General features: G+C 69.1%; 14 protein-coding genes. 8 read left to right on the forward strand and 6 right to left on the reverse strand.

Annotated features, from left to right (window positions below):
* Window positions 1–40: 40 nt before the first annotated feature.
* On the reverse strand, window positions 41–532 hold the full coding sequence (locus M8009_RS07430; protein WP_250060191.1) for an RNA pyrophosphohydrolase: 492 nt from the start codon (window positions 530–532) through the stop codon (window positions 41–43).
* 201 nt (window positions 533–733) lie between these two features.
* Here M8009_RS07430 and M8009_RS07435 point away from each other — a divergent pair, with 201 nt between their 5' ends.
* Window positions 734–1,390, forward strand: a complete 657-nt coding sequence (locus M8009_RS07435) for a histidinol-phosphatase (RefSeq protein WP_250060192.1) — start codon at window positions 734–736, stop codon at window positions 1,388–1,390.
* 226 nt (window positions 1,391–1,616) lie between these two features.
* On the opposite strand, the gene M8009_RS07440 is transcribed toward M8009_RS07435, so the two are convergent.
* Window positions 1,617–2,591 carry a malate dehydrogenase gene (locus tag M8009_RS07440; protein ID WP_250060193.1) on the reverse strand — a complete coding sequence of 325 codons (975 nt, stop codon included), beginning with the start codon at window positions 2,589–2,591 and terminating at the stop codon, window positions 1,617–1,619.
* Between the two features lie 250 nt (window positions 2,592–2,841).
* Between M8009_RS07440 and M8009_RS07445 the strand changes: the two genes are divergently transcribed.
* Window positions 2,842–3,960 (forward strand): efflux RND transporter periplasmic adaptor subunit, encoded by a 1,119-nt coding sequence (locus tag M8009_RS07445; protein ID WP_250060194.1) that lies wholly within the window; start codon window positions 2,842–2,844, stop codon window positions 3,958–3,960.
* A gap of 1 nt (window position 3,961) precedes the next feature.
* A complete protein-coding gene (locus M8009_RS07450; protein WP_250060195.1) occupies window positions 3,962–7,024 on the forward strand; it encodes an efflux RND transporter permease subunit in 3,063 nt (1,020 codons plus the stop codon).
* A gap of 124 nt (window positions 7,025–7,148) precedes the next feature.
* Here M8009_RS07450 and rsd read toward each other — a convergent pair whose 3' ends face one another.
* A complete protein-coding gene (rsd, locus tag M8009_RS07455; protein WP_250060196.1) occupies window positions 7,149–7,649 on the reverse strand; it encodes a sigma D regulator in 501 nt (166 codons plus the stop codon).
* Window positions 7,650–7,975: 326 nt separating this feature from the next.
* On the opposite strand from rsd, the gene M8009_RS07460 reads away from it, so the two are divergent.
* From M8009_RS07460 to M8009_RS07480, 5 genes are all read left to right on the forward strand, one after another.
* Window positions 7,976–9,118, forward strand: coding sequence for an ABC transporter substrate-binding protein (locus M8009_RS07460; protein ID WP_250060197.1), 1,143 nt, complete (start codon window positions 7,976–7,978; stop codon window positions 9,116–9,118).
* 131 nt (window positions 9,119–9,249) lie between these two features.
* Window positions 9,250–10,170, forward strand: coding sequence for a branched-chain amino acid ABC transporter permease (locus M8009_RS07465; RefSeq protein WP_250060198.1), 921 nt, complete (start codon window positions 9,250–9,252; stop codon window positions 10,168–10,170).
* Window positions 10,163–11,194: a branched-chain amino acid ABC transporter permease gene (locus M8009_RS07470; protein ID WP_430886896.1), complete on the forward strand. Its 1,032-nt coding sequence runs from the start codon at window positions 10,163–10,165 to the stop codon at window positions 11,192–11,194. Before M8009_RS07465 ends, M8009_RS07470 begins: the two co-directional genes overlap by 8 nt.
* Window positions 11,187–11,930, forward strand: coding sequence for an ABC transporter ATP-binding protein (locus tag M8009_RS07475; RefSeq protein WP_250060199.1), 744 nt, complete (start codon window positions 11,187–11,189; stop codon window positions 11,928–11,930). Before M8009_RS07470 ends, M8009_RS07475 begins: the two co-directional genes overlap by 8 nt.
* 1 nt (window position 11,931) lies before the next feature.
* Complete coding sequence (locus tag M8009_RS07480) at window positions 11,932–12,612, forward strand: ABC transporter ATP-binding protein (protein ID WP_250060200.1); 681 nt, start codon at window positions 11,932–11,934, stop codon at window positions 12,610–12,612.
* A 16-nt stretch (window positions 12,613–12,628) separates the two neighbouring features.
* On the opposite strand, the gene M8009_RS07485 is transcribed toward M8009_RS07480, so the two are convergent.
* Genes M8009_RS07485 through gshA form a run of 3 tightly spaced genes read right to left on the reverse strand, consistent with a single transcriptional unit; the run spans window position 12,629 to window position 15,674 of the window.
* On the reverse strand, window positions 12,629–13,501 hold the full coding sequence (locus tag M8009_RS07485; RefSeq protein WP_250060201.1) for an alpha/beta hydrolase: 873 nt from the start codon (window positions 13,499–13,501) through the stop codon (window positions 12,629–12,631).
* 8 nt (window positions 13,502–13,509) lie between these two features.
* Complete coding sequence (locus M8009_RS07490) at window positions 13,510–14,046, reverse strand: disulfide bond formation protein B (RefSeq protein WP_250060202.1); 537 nt, start codon at window positions 14,044–14,046, stop codon at window positions 13,510–13,512.
* Entirely contained in the window at window positions 14,043–15,674 is a 1,632-nt protein-coding gene (gshA, locus tag M8009_RS07495) for a glutamate--cysteine ligase (RefSeq protein ID WP_430886897.1), read from the reverse strand. Before gshA ends, M8009_RS07490 begins: the two co-directional genes overlap by 4 nt.
* Window positions 15,675–15,719 lie beyond the last annotated feature (45 nt).

The raw sequence follows: 15,719 nt of genomic DNA on the forward strand, positions 1-15,719 counted from the left end.
CTGCCTCGCTGAGGAATGGCGCGGCCGTCAGGCCCTCGGCTTATCCATGGCCAAGGGCCAGCCGCTGTGCCCGGGGGGAAAGCTCGCGCAGGGCGCGGCGGTAGACCTCCCGCTTGAAAGGCACGACCTGCCCCAGAGGGTACCAGTAACTGACCCATCGCCAGCCGTCGAATTCCGGCTTGCCGGACATGTCCATGCAGATCCGGCTCTCCTGGCAGCAGATCCTCAGCAGGAACCACTTCTGTTTCTGGCCGATGCACACCGGCCTCGAGTGGGTACGAACCATGCGTCGCGGCAGGCGGTAGCGCAGCCAGCCCCGGGTGCAGGCAAGGATCTCGACGTCGTCGGCGGTCAGGCCGATCTCCTCGTGCAGCTCACGAAAAAGTGCCTGTTGCGGAGTCTCGCTAGCCTTGATGCCTCCCTGGGGAAACTGCCACGCATTCTGTCCTACCCGACGCGCCCAAAGCAGCTGCCCCTGCTCGTTGGCGATGATGATGCCAACATTGGGGCGAAAGCCGTCAGCGTCGATCACGGACTTCACCTTATGAATCCAGTATTGCCGCCATTCTTCCACAAGGCCGCAAAGGGCATCAATACGACCATGCTGTAAGCCGTGAATGCGTCGTCATCGGCGCCGGCCCGGCGCTCGAAGCGCGACGCCGCTTCTGCCATAATCGCCGACCTTGTCACGACCGTGACACGCTCTTGATCATCACCACCAGAGGGGAATGCAGTGAGCCTGGCCATCTTCGACCTGGACAACACCCTGCTGTCGACCGACAGCGACCATGCCTGGGGCGAGTTCCTGCTGGAGCAGGGCGCCGTGGACCCGGTGGCCTACCGTGAGGCCAACGACCGCTTCCTGGCCGACTACGAGGCCGGCACCCTGGATATCCAGGCCTTCCTGGCGGTGGCGCTGCGCCCGCTCGCCGAGCACAGCCCCGAGCAGCTCGCCGCCTGGCATCAGCAGTTCATGGCCAGCAAGATCGAGCCGCATATCCTGCCCAGGGGCGAGGAGCTGGTGGCCCGCCACCGCTCACGCGGCGACACCCTGCTGATCGTCACCGCCACCAACCGCTTCATCACCGGCCCCATCGCCGAGCGCCTGGGCATCGACGAGCTGATCGCCGTGGAGCCCGAGGTGGTCGACGGCCGCTACACCGGCCGCGCCACCGGCATCCCCAGCTACCGGGAGGGCAAGGTCAAGCGCCTGGAGGCATGGCTCGCCGACAAGGACCTGACCCTGGACGGCAGCTGGTTCTACAGCGACTCCCACAACGACCTGGCGCTACTGGAGCAGGTCGAGCATCCTGTGGCGGTGGACCCCGACCCCAGCCTGCGCGAGGTCGCCGAGACCCGCGGCTGGAAGATCATCAGTCTAAGGGATTGACAGCGCCAAGCGGCCAAGCGGCCAAGCGGCCAAGCGGCCAAGCGGCCAAGCGGCCAAGCGGCCAAGCGGCCAAGCGGCCAAGCGGCCAAGCGGCCAAGCGGCCAAGCGGCCAAGCGGCCAAGCGGCCAAGCCAGTCTCTCGTGCCCCCAACAAAAGTAAACCCCGGGACCTAAGTCTCCGGGGTTTGCTTTTAGCTCGGCGCTTGTAGCTCGGCGCTTGGCGCTGCTTAGCCCAGCAGATGCTCGACGGCGGCGCGCTCCTCGCGCAACTCGTCCTCGGTGGCCTTCATGCGGCCTTGGCTGAACTCGTCGACCTCGAGGCCCTGGACGATCTCGTACTTGCCGTTCTTGCAGACGACCGGATAGGAATACATGATCCCGGGCTCGACGCCGTAGCTGCCGTCGGCGGGAATGCCCATGCTCACCACCTCGTCGGTGCCCAGCGCCCAGTCGCGCATATGGTCGATGGCCGCGGAGGCCGCGGAAGCCGCGGAGGAGGCACCGCGCGCCTTGATGATGGCGGCACCGCGCTGCTGCACGGTGGGGATGAAGTCGTTCTCGTACCAGTCACGCTCGACCAGCTCGAAGGCCGGGGTACCGGCCACCTTGCAGTGGGCCAGGTCGGGATACTGGGTCGCGCTGTGGTTGCCCCAGACGATCATCTGCTCGACGTCAGTGACGTGCTTGCCGGCCTTCTGGGCCAGCTGGGTCTTGGCACGGTTATGGTCCAGACGCATCATCGCGGTGAACTGGCCGGCGTCCAGGTCCGGCGCGTTGCAGGAAGCGATCAGGGCGTTGGTGTTGGCTGGGTTGCCCACCACCAGCACGCGCACGTCGCGGCTGGCGTTGTCGTTGAGCGCCTTGCCCTGCACGGAGAAGATCGCCGCGTTGGCTTCCAGCAGGTCCTTGCGCTCCATGCCCGGACCGCGCGGACGGGCACCGACCAGCAGGGCGAAGTCGGCGTCCTTGAAGGCCACATTGGCATCGTCGGTGGCGACGATGTCCTGAAGCAGCGGGAAGGCGCAGTCGTTGAGCTCCATCACCACGCCGTTGAGGGCGTCCATGGCCGGCGGGATCTCCAGCAGCTGCAGGATGACCGGCTGGTCCTTGCCCAGCATGTCGCCGGAAGCGATACGGAAGGCGAGCGAATAGCTGATATTGCCGGCGGCGCCGGTGATGGCAATACGGACGGGATCTTTCATGGTGGCTCCTTGGGTTTTCAACGCGCGGGTTGTCGCCGTGAGGATGAGCCGGGCCGGCATGCCGCCTGCCCAGGCAGGAATTCGAACCGCCAAGATGGTATGCCTGCAGTGCACAAAACTCAATTCGACCTGCGGCTAGGTCCGCACCCGCCGGCGACACCCCGCCTCCCGCTGCGCTATGCTGGCCGCCTGATGACCCGGGCCGCCAGGCCCCGCTCTCGAACGTCGTGCCGCACCAGGGAAGGTCCGAATGCCTCGTCGTCTCCCTCCGCTCTCCGTCCTGCTCGCCATCGGGCTGGCCTGCCTGCTGCTGGTCTGGCTGGCGCTCGGTGACATCGAGGGCTTCCGCGACACCCCGCCGGAGGGCGAGGCGGCCGAAGGGACGGCGCCGACCCGGGTCGAGGTGGCCAAGCGCCAGGCGCAGGCCCACTCGCCCCGGCTAGTGCTGCAGGGCCAGCTCGAGGCCCACCGCGAGGTAGCGTTGCGCGCCCGCCAGGCGGGCCGGGTAGAGGCGCTGCCCGTCGCCCTGGGCGAGCGGGTCAGCCGCGGCGAGACGCTGCTGGCCCTGGCCCGGGAGGAGCTCCCCGCCCGGCTCGAGCAGGCCGAGGCCGAACTGGCCCTGGCGCGGGCCGAGCTGGCCGGTGCCGAGGAACTGCGCCGTCGCGAGCTGATCTCCAACCCCGACTACCTGCGCCTGCAGAGTGGCGTCAGCCGGGCACTGGCCGAGGTCGCCGCCCTGCGCCGCCAGCTCGACGACACCCGCCCCGAGGCACCCTTCGACGGGGTCCTCGACCGCCTCGACGTGGAACTAGGCGATCTGGTCCAGGCCGGCGAGGCCTGGGGCCGGCTGGTCGATGACTCGCGCCTCACCGCCCTCGCCGCGGCCCCCCAGCGGGATGCCCTGTCGCTCTCTCCCGGGCTACCCGTCGAGATCCAATTGCTCGACGGCAACCGCCTTCCCGGCGAGCTGAGCCACGTGGCCAGCCGCGCCGAGGACAGCACCCGCAGCTTTCCCGTCGAGGCCACGCTGGCCAATCCCGAGGGGCGCCGCCTGGCCGGCGCCAGCGCCACCCTGGTGATCCGCCTGCCCGAACGCCGGGTGCATCGGCTCTCCCCTGCCCTGCTCGAGCTCGACGGCGAGGGCCGGCTGGCGGTCAAGCACCTGGACGATGACGACCGGGTGCGGCTCACCCCGGTCGAGCTGGTCGACGCCGATGCCGAGACCGCCCGGGTGGCCGGGCTGCCCGAGCGTATCCGGCTGATCACCCTGGGGGGCGGCTTCGTCGACGCCGGCGAGCGGGTGGAGGCCGTCCCCGTCGAGACGGCCACCCCGCAGGCCGGCACGGACGCGACCGGGGACGACCCCTGACATGCGCAGCCTGATCGAGGCGGCGCTGGATCGCTCGCGCACCACCCTGCTGCTGCTGGTCGCGCTGCTGCTGGCGGGGGTGGGCGCCTGGCAGGCGATTCCCAAGGAGGCCAACCCCGACGTCACCATCCCCATCATCTATGTCTCGATGTCGCTGGAGGGCGTCAGCCCCGAGGATGGCGAACGGCTGCTGGTGCGCCCCATGGAGCAGGAGCTGCGCAGCATCGAGGGACTGCGCAAGATGACCGCCCAGGCAAGCGAAGGCCACGCCGCCGTCACCCTGGAGTTCGATGCCGGCTTCGACCCCGACCAGGCGTTGACCGACGTGCGCGAGAAGGTCGACATCGCCCGCGCCGAGCTGCCCGCCGAAGCCGACGAGCCGCGGGTCACGGAGGTCAACGTGGCGCTCTTTCCGGTGCTCTCCATCGGCCTCTCGGGGCCACTGGAGGAGCGCCAGCGGCTGGCCGTGGCGCGCCGCCTGCAGCAGGAGATCGAGGGCATCCCGGAGGTACTCGAGGTGGACATCGGCGGCGACCGCGAGGACCTGCTGGAGATCGTCGTCGACCCCCTGGTGCTCGACAGCTACGGAGTCGACTTCGCCACCCTGTTCAACCTGGTCAGCCGCAACAACCGTCTGGTGGCGGCGGGCAGCCTGGACACCGGGGCCGGACGCCAGGCGCTCAAGGTGCCGGGGATCATCGAGCGCCTCGAGGACGTCATGGCGATGCCGGTGAAGATCGACGGCGACCGGGTGGTGACCTTCGGCGACGTGGCCTGGATCCGGCCTACCTTCAAGGACCCCGAGGGCTTCGCGCGCATCGACGACCAGCCGGCCCTGGTGCTGGAGATCTCCAAGCGCGCCGGCGCCAACATCATCGCCACCGTGGGCCAGGTGCAGGGGCTGCTCGACGAGGCGGCCGGCCTGATCCCCGACGAACTGGAGATCACCACCATCCTCGACCAGTCCGAGACCGTGCGCGATATCCTCTCGGAGCTGCTCAACAACGTGGTCACCGCCGTGGTGCTGGTGCTGGTGCTGATCCTGGCCGCCATGGGCCTGCGCTCGGCGCTGATGGTGGGCCTGACCATTCCCGGGGCCTTCCTCACCGGCATCCTGCTGATCTGGGCACTGGGCTACACCCTCAACATCGTGGTGATGTTCGCGCTGATCCTGGTCGCCGGCATGCTGGTGGACGGCGCCATCGTGGTCAGCGAGCTTGCCGACCGCCACCTGCGCCAGGGAGAGCCGCCGCGGGAGGCCTGGATCCAGGCCGCCACGCGCATGAGCTGGCCGGTGATCGCCTCTACCGCCACCACCCTGGCGGTCTTCGTGCCGCTGCTGTTCTGGCCCGGCGTGGTGGGCCAGTTCATGAAGTACCTGCCGATCACGGTGATCCTCTGCCTGCTGGCGTCGCTGGCCATGGCGCTGCTGTTCCTGCCCACCCTGGGCGGGGTGTTGAGCGTGCGCAGCGCCGCCGCCACCCGCGACAACCGGCTAGTCACCGCCGGCGGACGGCTCTACCGGGGCTTGCTGGCGCGCCTGCTGGCCTGGCCAGGGCTGACGCTGCTGATCGCACTGCTGCTGATGGCGCTGATCTATACCGCCTACGCCCGCTTCAACCACGGCGTCGAGTTCTTCCCCAGCGTCGAGCCCGACACCGCCCAGGTGCTGGTACGCTCGCGGGGCGACTTCTCCGCGGCGGAGACCGATGCCGTGGTGCGACGGGTCGAGGCGCGACTCGCCGGCATGAGCGAGGTCCAGGCGCTCTATGCGCGCTCCTTCGCCGTGCCCGACCAGCAGCTCGGTGGCGACGTGGTGGGGGTACTGCAGTTCCAGCTGATCGACTGGCAGCGGCGCCGCCCGGCCTCGGCAATACTCGCCGAGATGGCCGAGCGCACCCGCGACCTGCCGGGCATCGAGCTGGAGTTCCGCGAGCAGGAGATGGGGCCGGCCGGCGGCAAGCCCATCGTGCTGGAGGTGAGCGCCGAGGAGCCGGCCCTGGCCGACCGGGCCGTGACCGCGCTGCGCCAGACCATGGCCGAGCTGGGCGGCTTCCGCGACATCGAGGACAACCGCAGCCTGCCGGGCGTGGAGTGGCGGGTGAAGGTGGACCGCGAGGCCGCCGCCCGCTTCGGCACCGACGTGGCCAGCGTAGGCAGTGCCGTGCAGCTGATCACCACCGGGCTGCAGGTGGCGAGCTACCGCCCCGCCGGCGTCAACGACGAGGTGGATATCCGGGTGCGGCTGCCGCAGGGCGCCCGCTCGCTGGACCAGCTGGGCCGCCTGAGCCTCAATACCCACCGCGGCCAGGTACCGATCTCGCACTTCGTCTCGCTGGAACCCGCCCCCAAGGTGGGCACCCTGCACCGCATCGACGGGCGCCGGGCCATCACCCTGGAGGCCGACGTGGAACCGGGCCAGAGCGCCGACGAGCGGCTGCGGGCGCTGCTCGAGGCCGCGGATTCGCCGCCCGAGGGGGTGAGGGTGAACGTGGCCGGCGAACAGGAGGACCAGCAGCAGGCGATGCGCTTCCTGGCCACCGCCTTCCTGGTGGCGATCTGCCTGATGACGCTGATCCTGGTCACCCAGTTCAACAGCCTCTACCAGGCGGCGCTGGTGCTCTCCGCCATCGTCTTCTCCACCGCCGGCGTGCTGCTCGGCCTGCTCGCCAATGCCCAGCCCTTCGGTATCGTCATGGTGGGCATGGGCATCATCGCCCTGGCGGGCATCGTGGTGAACAACAACATCGTGCTGATCGACACCTACAACCAGCTGCGCGGCGAGGGGCTCGCCCCCGGCGAGGCGGCCCTCGAGGCCGGCGGCCTGCGCCTGCGCCCGGTGCTGCTCACCGCCGTGACCACGGTGCTGGGCCTCGCGCCCATGGTGCTGGGCGTCAACGTCGACCTGTTCACCCCGAGCCTGGGGATCGGCGCGCCCTCGACCCAGTGGTGGACCCAGCTCTCCAGCGCCATCGCCGGCGGCCTGACCTTCGCCACCGGCCTGACCCTGCTGCTCACGCCCTGCATGCTGGTGCTCGGCGCGCGGCTCGACCGAAGGCTGTAACCAGCCTCTTGCCAGGCGCCCGACGGATCAGGCGCCCGCAACGAGAACGCCCCATCGACCGCGGGGGCCGAGGGGGCGAGTTGTGACGGAGCAGACGTGACGTCGTATCGAGAGCGCGAAACGCTCAGGCGCGGGTGTCGGCCTCGGTGCGAGCGGCATCCGGCGAATGGGCCGCGTGCAGGCGGGCGATCAGCTGGTCCTCGAGGCGAAAGCGTTCGCTGAGCCCCCGGCTCAGGCGGTCGAGCCAGGCGGGGAGACGACGCATATGGTGCTGGGCACGGGCGGGACTGTCATAGTCGCGATCGAAGGAGAGCACCAGCTCGGTGGACATCTCCAGGCGCTCGAGCAGGCGGTCGGCGAGTTCCAGGGCCTGGTGGTCGTCGAAGGCCTTGGCCTCCTCGCGCAGCTGCGGATAGACCTCGAAGTGGCCGGCGCTGATGTAGTCCATCAGCAGCTCGCTGAAGGTATCGACGCGCTCCGCGCTCACCGCCTCGAGCTCGGCGTCACAGGCCTGCTTCAGTGCGGCAAAATGGATCAGCAGCTCACGGCGCTCATGGAGCCAGCGATCGATCAGCTCGTGAACGCCGCCCCAGCGCTCCAGGGCATTCTTGCAGTCTTCCAGCATGGGTGCCTCCCTTGCCCGATGCGGCCAGCCACTCGGGGCATTCGACCCGCGAGTTGACAGACTCGCGCCTGCCGGGCCCGCTGTCAATCCCGTTGCCGCCTCGGCGCGACGCGGCGCTTGAGTCGCCGCGGCCGGACCGCGAGGATGGTCAGGGCGAGCGGTCGTCGAATACCGCGAGGGGAGCGTGGAGAGGCCCGCCCGGCATTCGTAGTACCTTGTACAGGTACCATGTATCAGCAACTTGTACCGGTACCTTAGTATCGGAGCCAGCCGCCGCGCTGCCGCCATCACAACGTCACCACATCAGGACTCTGGAGGGGATTCCCATGAACACGCTGACCCGCGCCGGCCTCGGCCTGCTGATGACGACCGCCGTGGCCTCGGCCCAGGCCGATGAGGTCAGGATCGGAATGATCACCACCCTCTCGGGGGGTGGCTCCCATCTCGGCGTCGATGTGCGCGACGGCTTCATGCTCGCCATCGACCAGGCGGGACGCGACGACATCGAGGTGCTGATCCAGGACGACGCGCGCCGTCCCGACCTGGCCAAGTCGCTCTCCAACGAGTTCATGCAGCGCGACGAGGTCGACATCATGACCGGCATCATCTGGTCCAACCTGGCCATGGCCGTGGTGCCCTCCGTGGTCCGCCAGGGGACCTTCTACCTCTCGCCCAATGCCGGCCCCTCGGCGCTGGCCGGGAAGATGTGCCACGAGAACTACTTCAACGTGGCCTATCAGAACGACAACCTGCACGGCGCGATGGGCGCCTACATGCGCGAGCAGGGCTTCGAGAATCCCATCCTGATGGCGCCCAACTATCCCGCCGGCACCGATGCCCTGGGGGGCTTCAAGCACCTCTTTGATGACGAGGTGGCCGACGAGATCTACACCCAGCTGGGCCAGACCGACTATGCCGCCGAGATCGCCAGGATCCGCGCCAGCGACGCCGACAGCCTGTTCTTCTTCCTGCCCGGCGGCATGGGCATCTCCTTCATGAAGCAGTGGGAGAACTCGGGGGTGGAGATGCCGGTGTTCGGGGCGGCCTTCTCGTTCGACGAGACGATCATCAAGGCGGTGGGCAGCGCCGCGATCGGCGCCATGAACACCTCGCAGTGGGCCTACGACCTGGAGAACGCGGCCAACCAGGCCTTCGTCGAGGGCTTCCGCGAGGCCTACGAGCGAACCCCGACCCTCTATGCGGCCCAGGGCTACGATACCGCCCGCCTGATCCTGAGCGCCCTGGAGAAGGCCCACCCCGACGACCAGGACGCCTTCCGCGAGGCCCTGCGCGCGGCCGACTTCGACTCGGTGCGCGGCAAGTTCCGCTTCGGCCCTAACCACCACCCGATCCAGGACATCCATGTCCGCGAGGTGGTCGAGGGCGAGGACGGCGAGCCGACCAATCGCCTGGTCGGCCTGGCCGTCGAGGACATCCAGGACATCTACCACGTGGACTGCAAGATGTGAGGTGTTCGCCGCTGCGCGGCCTGTAAGGGGTGAGGGGTGAACACTTCGCTTGTGAGGGGGACCCCCTCACCACTGACCATTCACTCCTCACTGATCACTATTTACCCCTCACTACCCACGGATTTCAGAGCTTGTCGTCAACCCTGCTTCTCGAACAACTGATCAACGGCCTGCAGCTGGGCACCATGCTCTTCCTGATGGCCAGCGGCCTGACCCTGGTGTTCGGGGTCATGGGGCTGATCAACCTGGCCCATGGCTCCTTCTACATGGTCGGGGCCTATGTCACCGCCCTGGCCACCGCCTCGAGCGGCTCCTTCCTGCTGGGGCTGGCCGCCGGCGTGCTGGCGGCCGCCGCGGCGGGCGCCATCGTCGAACTCTTGGTGATACGCCGCCTCTACCAGCGCCAGCACCTCGACCAGGTACTCGCCACCTTCGCGCTGATCCTGGTCTTCTCCGAGGGCACCCGCTGGCTGTTCGGCTCCTCGCCGCTGTGGCTCAGCCCGCCCGAGGCGCTGGCCGGGTCGGTGGCCCTGCCCGGCGGCTCCCGCTATCCCGTCTACCGGCTGGTGATCATCGCCGTGGGCATGGTCGTGGCCGCCGGCCTCTACCTGCTGATCGCGCATACCCGGCTGGGCATGCGCATCCGCGCCGGCGAGAGCGACCGCGAGATGATCGGCGCCCTGGGGGTCAACATCCGGCGGCTCTATACCCTGGTGTTTGCACTGGGCGCCGCCCTGGCGGGGCTGGCCGGCTCCCTGGTGGGTGCCCTGCAGTCGGTGCAGGTGGGCATGGGCGAGCCGGTGCTGATACTCGCCTTCGTGGTGATCGTGATCGGCGGCATCGGCTCGATCAAGGGCGCCCTGCTGGGTGCCCTGCTGGTCGGCCTGGTGGATACCCTGGGCCGGGTCTTCCTGCCCGCGCTGTTCGGCCAGTTCATGGCGCCGTCGGACGCCGCCGGCGCGGGGACCGCCCTGGCCGCCATGCTGATCTACATCCTCATGGCGGTGATACTGGCCTTCAAGCCGAAGGGACTCTTTGCCGCCCATGACTAGGCTCCATCCCACGACCACGCCCGCCGCACAGCACCCGACCGGCACGCAGCGCTGGCTGGACCGCCGACGCCTGGTGCACGGCGGGCTGCTGGCGCTGATGCTGCTGGCCCCCGTCGCCGCCCACCTGCTGGGCGAGGTCTACTACGTCAACCTCGCCTCGCGCATTGCCCTGGTGGCCATGGCCGCCGTGGGGCTGAACCTGGCCATCGGCTACGGCGGCATGATCAGCTTCGGCCATGCCGCCTACTTCGGCCTGGGCGGCTACGTGAGCGGCATCAGCGCCTACCACGCCTTCGACGGCAGCCTGGTGATGGGCCTGCCCGGCAGCGACGACATGCTGGTGATCTGGCTGGCCGCCGTGCTGCTCTGCGGCCTGCTCGCCCTGGTGATCGGCGCCATCTCGCTGCGCACCACCGGGGTCTACTTCATCATGATCACCCTGGCCTTCGCCCAGATGGCCTACTATTTCGCCACCTCCTGGCCCGACTACGGGGGCGAGGATGGCCTGCCGATCTACCTGCGCAATACCCTGCCCGGGGTCGACACCAACCACGCCCTGAGCTTCTACCTGATCTGCTTCACGGGCCTGGTGCTCTCCCTGGCGCTCACCTCGCGATTGATGAGGTCACGTTTCGGTGCCGCCCTGACCATGGCGCGGCTCAACGAGACCCGCCTGGCCACCGCCGGCATCTCGCCCTTCCCCATCCGCCTGGTGGCCTTCGTCATCTCGGCGATGATCACCGGCCTTGCCGGGGCCCTCTACGCCGACCTCAACGGCTTCGTCAGCCCCTCCATGCTGAGCTGGCACCTCTCCGGCGAGCTGATGGTGATCGTCATCCTGGGCGGAGTCGGGCGCCTCTACGGGCCGCTCGCCGGGGCCATCCTCTTCGTGCTGATGGAGACCCTGCTGGGAGGGCTGACCGAATACTGGAAGTTCTTCCTCGGCCTGGTGCTGCTGGGCGTGGTGCTGTTCGCCAGGCAGGGCGTGATCGGCTGGCTGGCCGGGAGGGAGCGCCATGCGTGAGCCCGTGCTGTCGATCTCCGGCCTTCACAAGCGCTTCGGTGCCCTGCAGGCCACCCACGACGTGTCGCTGGATCTCAGGGCCGGCGAGATCCATGCCCTGATCGGGCCCAACGGCGCCGGCAAGTCGACGCTGATCGCCCAGATCGCCGGCAGCCTGAGGCCCGATACCGGCCAGATCCGCCTGGGGGAGCGCGACATCACCGCCCTGGGGGTCGCCCGGCGGGCCCGCCTCGGCCTGGGACGCAGCTTCCAGGTCTCGTGCCTGGCCGAACCGCTCAGCGTGCTGCGCAACGTGATGATCGGGGCCCAGGCGCTGCAGGGGCACAGCTTCCGCTTCTGGCGGCCGGTGGACAGCGACCCGCGCCTGCTGGCCCCCGCCCGCGCGGCACTCGCGCGCATGCACCTCGCCCACCGGGCCGACACCCCGGTGGCGGCGCTCTCCCATGGCGAGCGCCGCCAGGTAGAGGTGGCCTGCGCGCTGGTCCTCGAGCCCCGGGCCCTGCTGCTGGACGAGCCCATGGCGGGCCTCGGCCCCGAGGGGTCGGCACGGCTCACCGAACTGCTCGAGACCCTGAAACAGGAGGTCCCCATCCTGCTGATCGAACATGACATGGACGCGGTATTCCGGCTGGCGGATCGCATCTCCGTGCTGGTGGCGGGCAGCGTCATCGCCCATGGTGACAGCGCGACCATCCGCCGGGACCCGCGCGTCCGCGACGCCTACCTGGGAGACTGAGATGCTCGAGATCACCGACATAGAGACCTTCTACGGGCCCTCCCAGGCGCTGTTCGGCGTCAGCCTGCATGTCGAGGTGGGTGAGATGGTGGCACTCATGGGGCGTAACGGCATGGGCAAGACCACCACCATCCGCTCACTGTTCGGGCTGACGCCGGCCCGTCACGGACGCATCGTGTTCGAAGCGCGAAACCTGCACCGCCTGCCGGCCTACCGCATCGCCCGGTGCGGCCTGGGGCTGGTGCCGGAGGGCCGGCGCTGCTTTCCCAACCTCTCGGTGCGCGAGAACCTGGTGGTCACCGCCCGCCCCGGCCCCTGGACCCGGGAGCGAGTGGAGGACCTTTTCCCCAAGCTCGCCGAGCGGCGCCGACAGATGGCGGCCACCCTCTCCGGCGGCGAGCAGCAGATGCTCGCCATCGGCCGTGCCCTGATGACCAACCCGCGGCTGCTGGTGCTCGACGAGGCGACCGAGGGCCTGGCACCGGTGATCCGCCAGGAGATCTGGTCGGCCCTGCGCCTGCTCAAGGCCCAGGGCCAGTCGACGCTGATCGTCGACAAGTCGCTGGGCGAGCTGCTGCCGGTCGTCGACCGCTGCACCATCCTGGAGAAGGGACGCACGGCCTGGACGGGACCGCCCGAGGCGCTGGACAGCAGCGTCCGCGACCGCTACTTGGGCGTATAGCCCCCGTACGCCGGACTCAGGGGTGGAAGGCGGTGATCCCCTCGACGAAGCGCCCGCCGGGGCGATAGTGCTCGAGAAGCGAGAAGTGGTCATCGCCTTCCAGCACGGCCGACTCGACGCCGATGCCCTGCCCGCGCAAGTGCTCGGCGTAGGCCTGCATCTGGCGCGCGAACTCGCTGGACTCCTCGCCGCCGGCGACCAGCCGCACCTCGGCCGGGACGCGGCAGGGCAATCCCACGGGGCTGTAGTCGATCACGTCGCGACCGGTGAGCTGCAACTTGGGCTGCAGCCATGACCAGGGAAACGGCGCCAGATCGTAGAGACCGCTGATCGAGAGGGCGCCACGGATCAGGTCCTCGCGCAGGCCATATTCCCCTGCCCAATCGGTGTCCAGCAGCATGGCACAGAGGTGCCCGCCGGCGGAGTGTCCCGAGATGCTCAGCTGGTGCGGGTCGACACCCAGTGACGCCGCATTGCGATGGACCCACGCCAGCGCCGCCCGGCTCTGACGCACCACCTCGCCGAACGCCACCGAGGGGCAGAGGGCGTAGTTGACCACCGCCACCGTGATCCCCGAGGCCACCAGGCCATCGACGACGAAGCTGAATTCCTTGTGGCTGAGCGAGCGCCAGTAGCCGCCATGAAAGAACAAGTGGCAGGGGGCAGGCTCGCCCTCAGCTCCCTCCTCCCCCATGCCCTCGGCATGGAAGAGATCCAGGCACTCGGCAAGCGTCGGGCCGTAAGGCAGGTCGAGCGTCACGCGATGGCGTTCACGCGATGCCGCACTCCGCGCACGCCAGTCGGCGAGCAGTGCCGCCGGATCGCGCCCCCGCATGGGGTCGTAGGCGCGGTCGATCGCCTCCTGGGTGGCCAGGTCGCGATAGAGCATGGCCGAGCCTACCCCTGCCAGCGATAGCCGCGACGCGGGCGGTTGGCCGCCAGCAGCAGGCCCAGCGGGGCCAGCGCGAGCAGCACGAAGCCGGCCAGGGTCCAGCCGGGCAGCGAGATACCGAGCAGCAGGAAGTCGATCTCGGCGCACTCTCCCGAGCCGGAGAGCACCTGGGCCAGCACCTGCTGCAGGGGCAGAATCTCCATCATGTAGTCGAGCCCCGGGCCGCAGCTCGGCACCTCGTCGGCCGGCAGCGACTGCAGCCATAGGTGGCGCCCCGCCACGGCGATGCCGCCGCTCACGGCGGCCAGCGACAGCAGGCCGTAGATCACCGCCCCCGCGCGGCCCACGGGGTCGTGGATCGCGGCGACGAGGAACACGGCGGCGGCGGCCAGCACCGCCACCCGCTGGAAGATGCACAGCGGGCAGGGTTCCAGCCCGACGAGATGCTCGAGCCCCAGGGCCACGGCCATCATCAGCACACAGAAGGCGAGGCCCGCGAGGCTCCACTCGCGGACCGAGAGGCGCCGAAGGTCGTCGATCATGACGTCTCTCCCGTCTGCAGCGGCGTGACGGCCCGCACCTCGCGGGCGCGCTCGAAGTAGCGGGCCAGGAAGGCGTCGAAGCCCTCGGTGTCCGCCGCCTCGATATCCTTCTGCTGCGCGTGGGAGGTCGCCACCAGCTCGTCGAACAGCACCTCCCGGGACGGGTCCATGGGGGTGTCGCGGAACGCCTGTGCCTGTTCTCGGGCGAGGCCCAGCATGGCCTCGACGAAGGATTCTCCGGTCGACTCGAGACGCGCCAGCAGGCGCGCGGAGGGCGTCAGGGCGGGGTCATCGAGGCGCGGCGACAGGGCGGCCAGCGCCTCGCCGTGGGGCTCGCCCTCCTCCAGGCGGTCGAGCAGCTCCGCCACCGCCACCATCTCGGCGAGGATCTCGCCGCCCCAGTCGGCGATCGAGCGGTGCCGGCCATCCTGCAGCAGGCGCAGCTCGGGGTCCCGGCCACGCTCGACCACCAGGCGGCGGTTGTCGTCCAGCCGGTCGCACTCGTCGTCGGGGATCCAGGGGCTCTCGCTGAGCAGGCACCACATCAGGAAGGTGTCGATGAAGCGGATCTGCGGCTCATCCACGCCCAGCGGCAGGAAGGGGTTGAGGTCCAGACAGCGTACCTCGATGTACTCCACGCCGCGGGCCTCCAGCGCCTGGCTGGGGGTCTCGTCGTGGCGCGCCACCCGCTTGGGGCGGATGTCGCTGTAGTACTCGTTCTCGATCTGCAGGATGTTGGCATTGAGCTGGCACCACTCGTCGCCCTCCTTCACCCCCAGCTTCTGGTAGTCCTGCCAGGGCGTGGCGATGGCGTGGCGCAGGGTATTGACGTAGTTGGAGAGCGAGTTGAAGCAGATCTTCAGCTGCTCCTGGACCTTGTTCTGGTAGCCCAGGTCCGACATGCGCAGACTGGTGGCATGGCGCGACACCAGGGTCTGTTCGCCATGCCGCTGGAGCTTCTCGGGCAGCTCACCGTTCGGCAGGAAGCTGCGATCCAGCGCCGGCGAGGCGCCGAACAGGTAGAGCAGCAGCCAGCTGTGGCGACGGAAGTTGCGGATCAGGCCGAAGTAGCGCGAAGAACGGTAGTCGCGCAGGGGGGTGTCGAGGTCGCCCTCGAGCTCGCGCAGCAGCTGCCAGAGGTCATCGGGCAGCGAGACGTTGTAGTGCACCCCGGCGATGGACTGCATGATCCGTCCGTAGCGCAGGTCCAGCCCCTTGCGGTAGACGTGCTTCATGGTACCCACGTTGGAGCGGCCATAGTCGGCGATGGGCACGCTGTCGTTGCCGTCGAGCCGCGACGGCATGCTGGCCGGCCAGATCAACTCGTCGCCCAGGTGGCGATAGCTGAAGCGGTGAAGGTCGGCGAGGAAGGCCATGGCATCGCCCGGCCGGCTGTAGACCGGGGTGATGTACTCCAGCAGCGCCTCGGAGTAGTCGGTGGTGATGTGCGGGTGGGTCAGCTTGGAGCCCAGCGCGGCGGGATGTGGGGTAGCGGCGATGCGCCCCTCGCCGTCGACCCGCAACCCCTCCTTCTCGATGCCGCGGCGCAGGCGCCCGACCCGCCCCTGGTCGGCCAGGGACTTGAGTCGATCGACGCGGCTGGTGAACGATTCGGACAAGATGGTCACCCCATATGTGGAAAGGCGGGCGCCATGGCGCCCGGCAAACGTCAG

Origin of the sequence: Halomonas gemina (genome assembly GCF_023554995.1) — a bacterium.
Taxonomy (GTDB): domain Bacteria; phylum Pseudomonadota; class Gammaproteobacteria; order Pseudomonadales; family Halomonadaceae; genus Halomonas; species Halomonas gemina.

Coding starts and splice junctions, on each gene's coding strand:
- M8009_RS07460 (WP_250060197.1), top strand. CDS start 7,976: ATGAACACGCTGACCCGCGCCGGCCTCGGCCTGCTGATGACGACCGCC.
- M8009_RS07490 (WP_250060202.1), bottom strand. CDS start 14,046: ATGATCGACGACCTTCGGCGCCTCTCGGTCCGCGAGTGGAGCCTCGCG.
- M8009_RS07450 (WP_250060195.1), top strand. CDS start 3,962: ATGCGCAGCCTGATCGAGGCGGCGCTGGATCGCTCGCGCACCACCCTG.
- M8009_RS07470 (WP_430886896.1), top strand. CDS start 10,163: ATGACTAGGCTCCATCCCACGACCACGCCCGCCGCACAGCACCCGACC.
- rsd (WP_250060196.1), bottom strand. CDS start 7,649: ATGCTGGAAGACTGCAAGAATGCCCTGGAGCGCTGGGGCGGCGTTCAC.
- M8009_RS07440 (WP_250060193.1), bottom strand. CDS start 2,591: ATGAAAGATCCCGTCCGTATTGCCATCACCGGCGCCGCCGGCAATATC.
- M8009_RS07480 (WP_250060200.1), top strand. CDS start 11,932: ATGCTCGAGATCACCGACATAGAGACCTTCTACGGGCCCTCCCAGGCG.
- M8009_RS07475 (WP_250060199.1), top strand. CDS start 11,187: ATGCGTGAGCCCGTGCTGTCGATCTCCGGCCTTCACAAGCGCTTCGGT.
- M8009_RS07485 (WP_250060201.1), bottom strand. CDS start 13,501: ATGCTCTATCGCGACCTGGCCACCCAGGAGGCGATCGACCGCGCCTAC.
- M8009_RS07445 (WP_250060194.1), top strand. CDS start 2,842: ATGCCTCGTCGTCTCCCTCCGCTCTCCGTCCTGCTCGCCATCGGGCTG.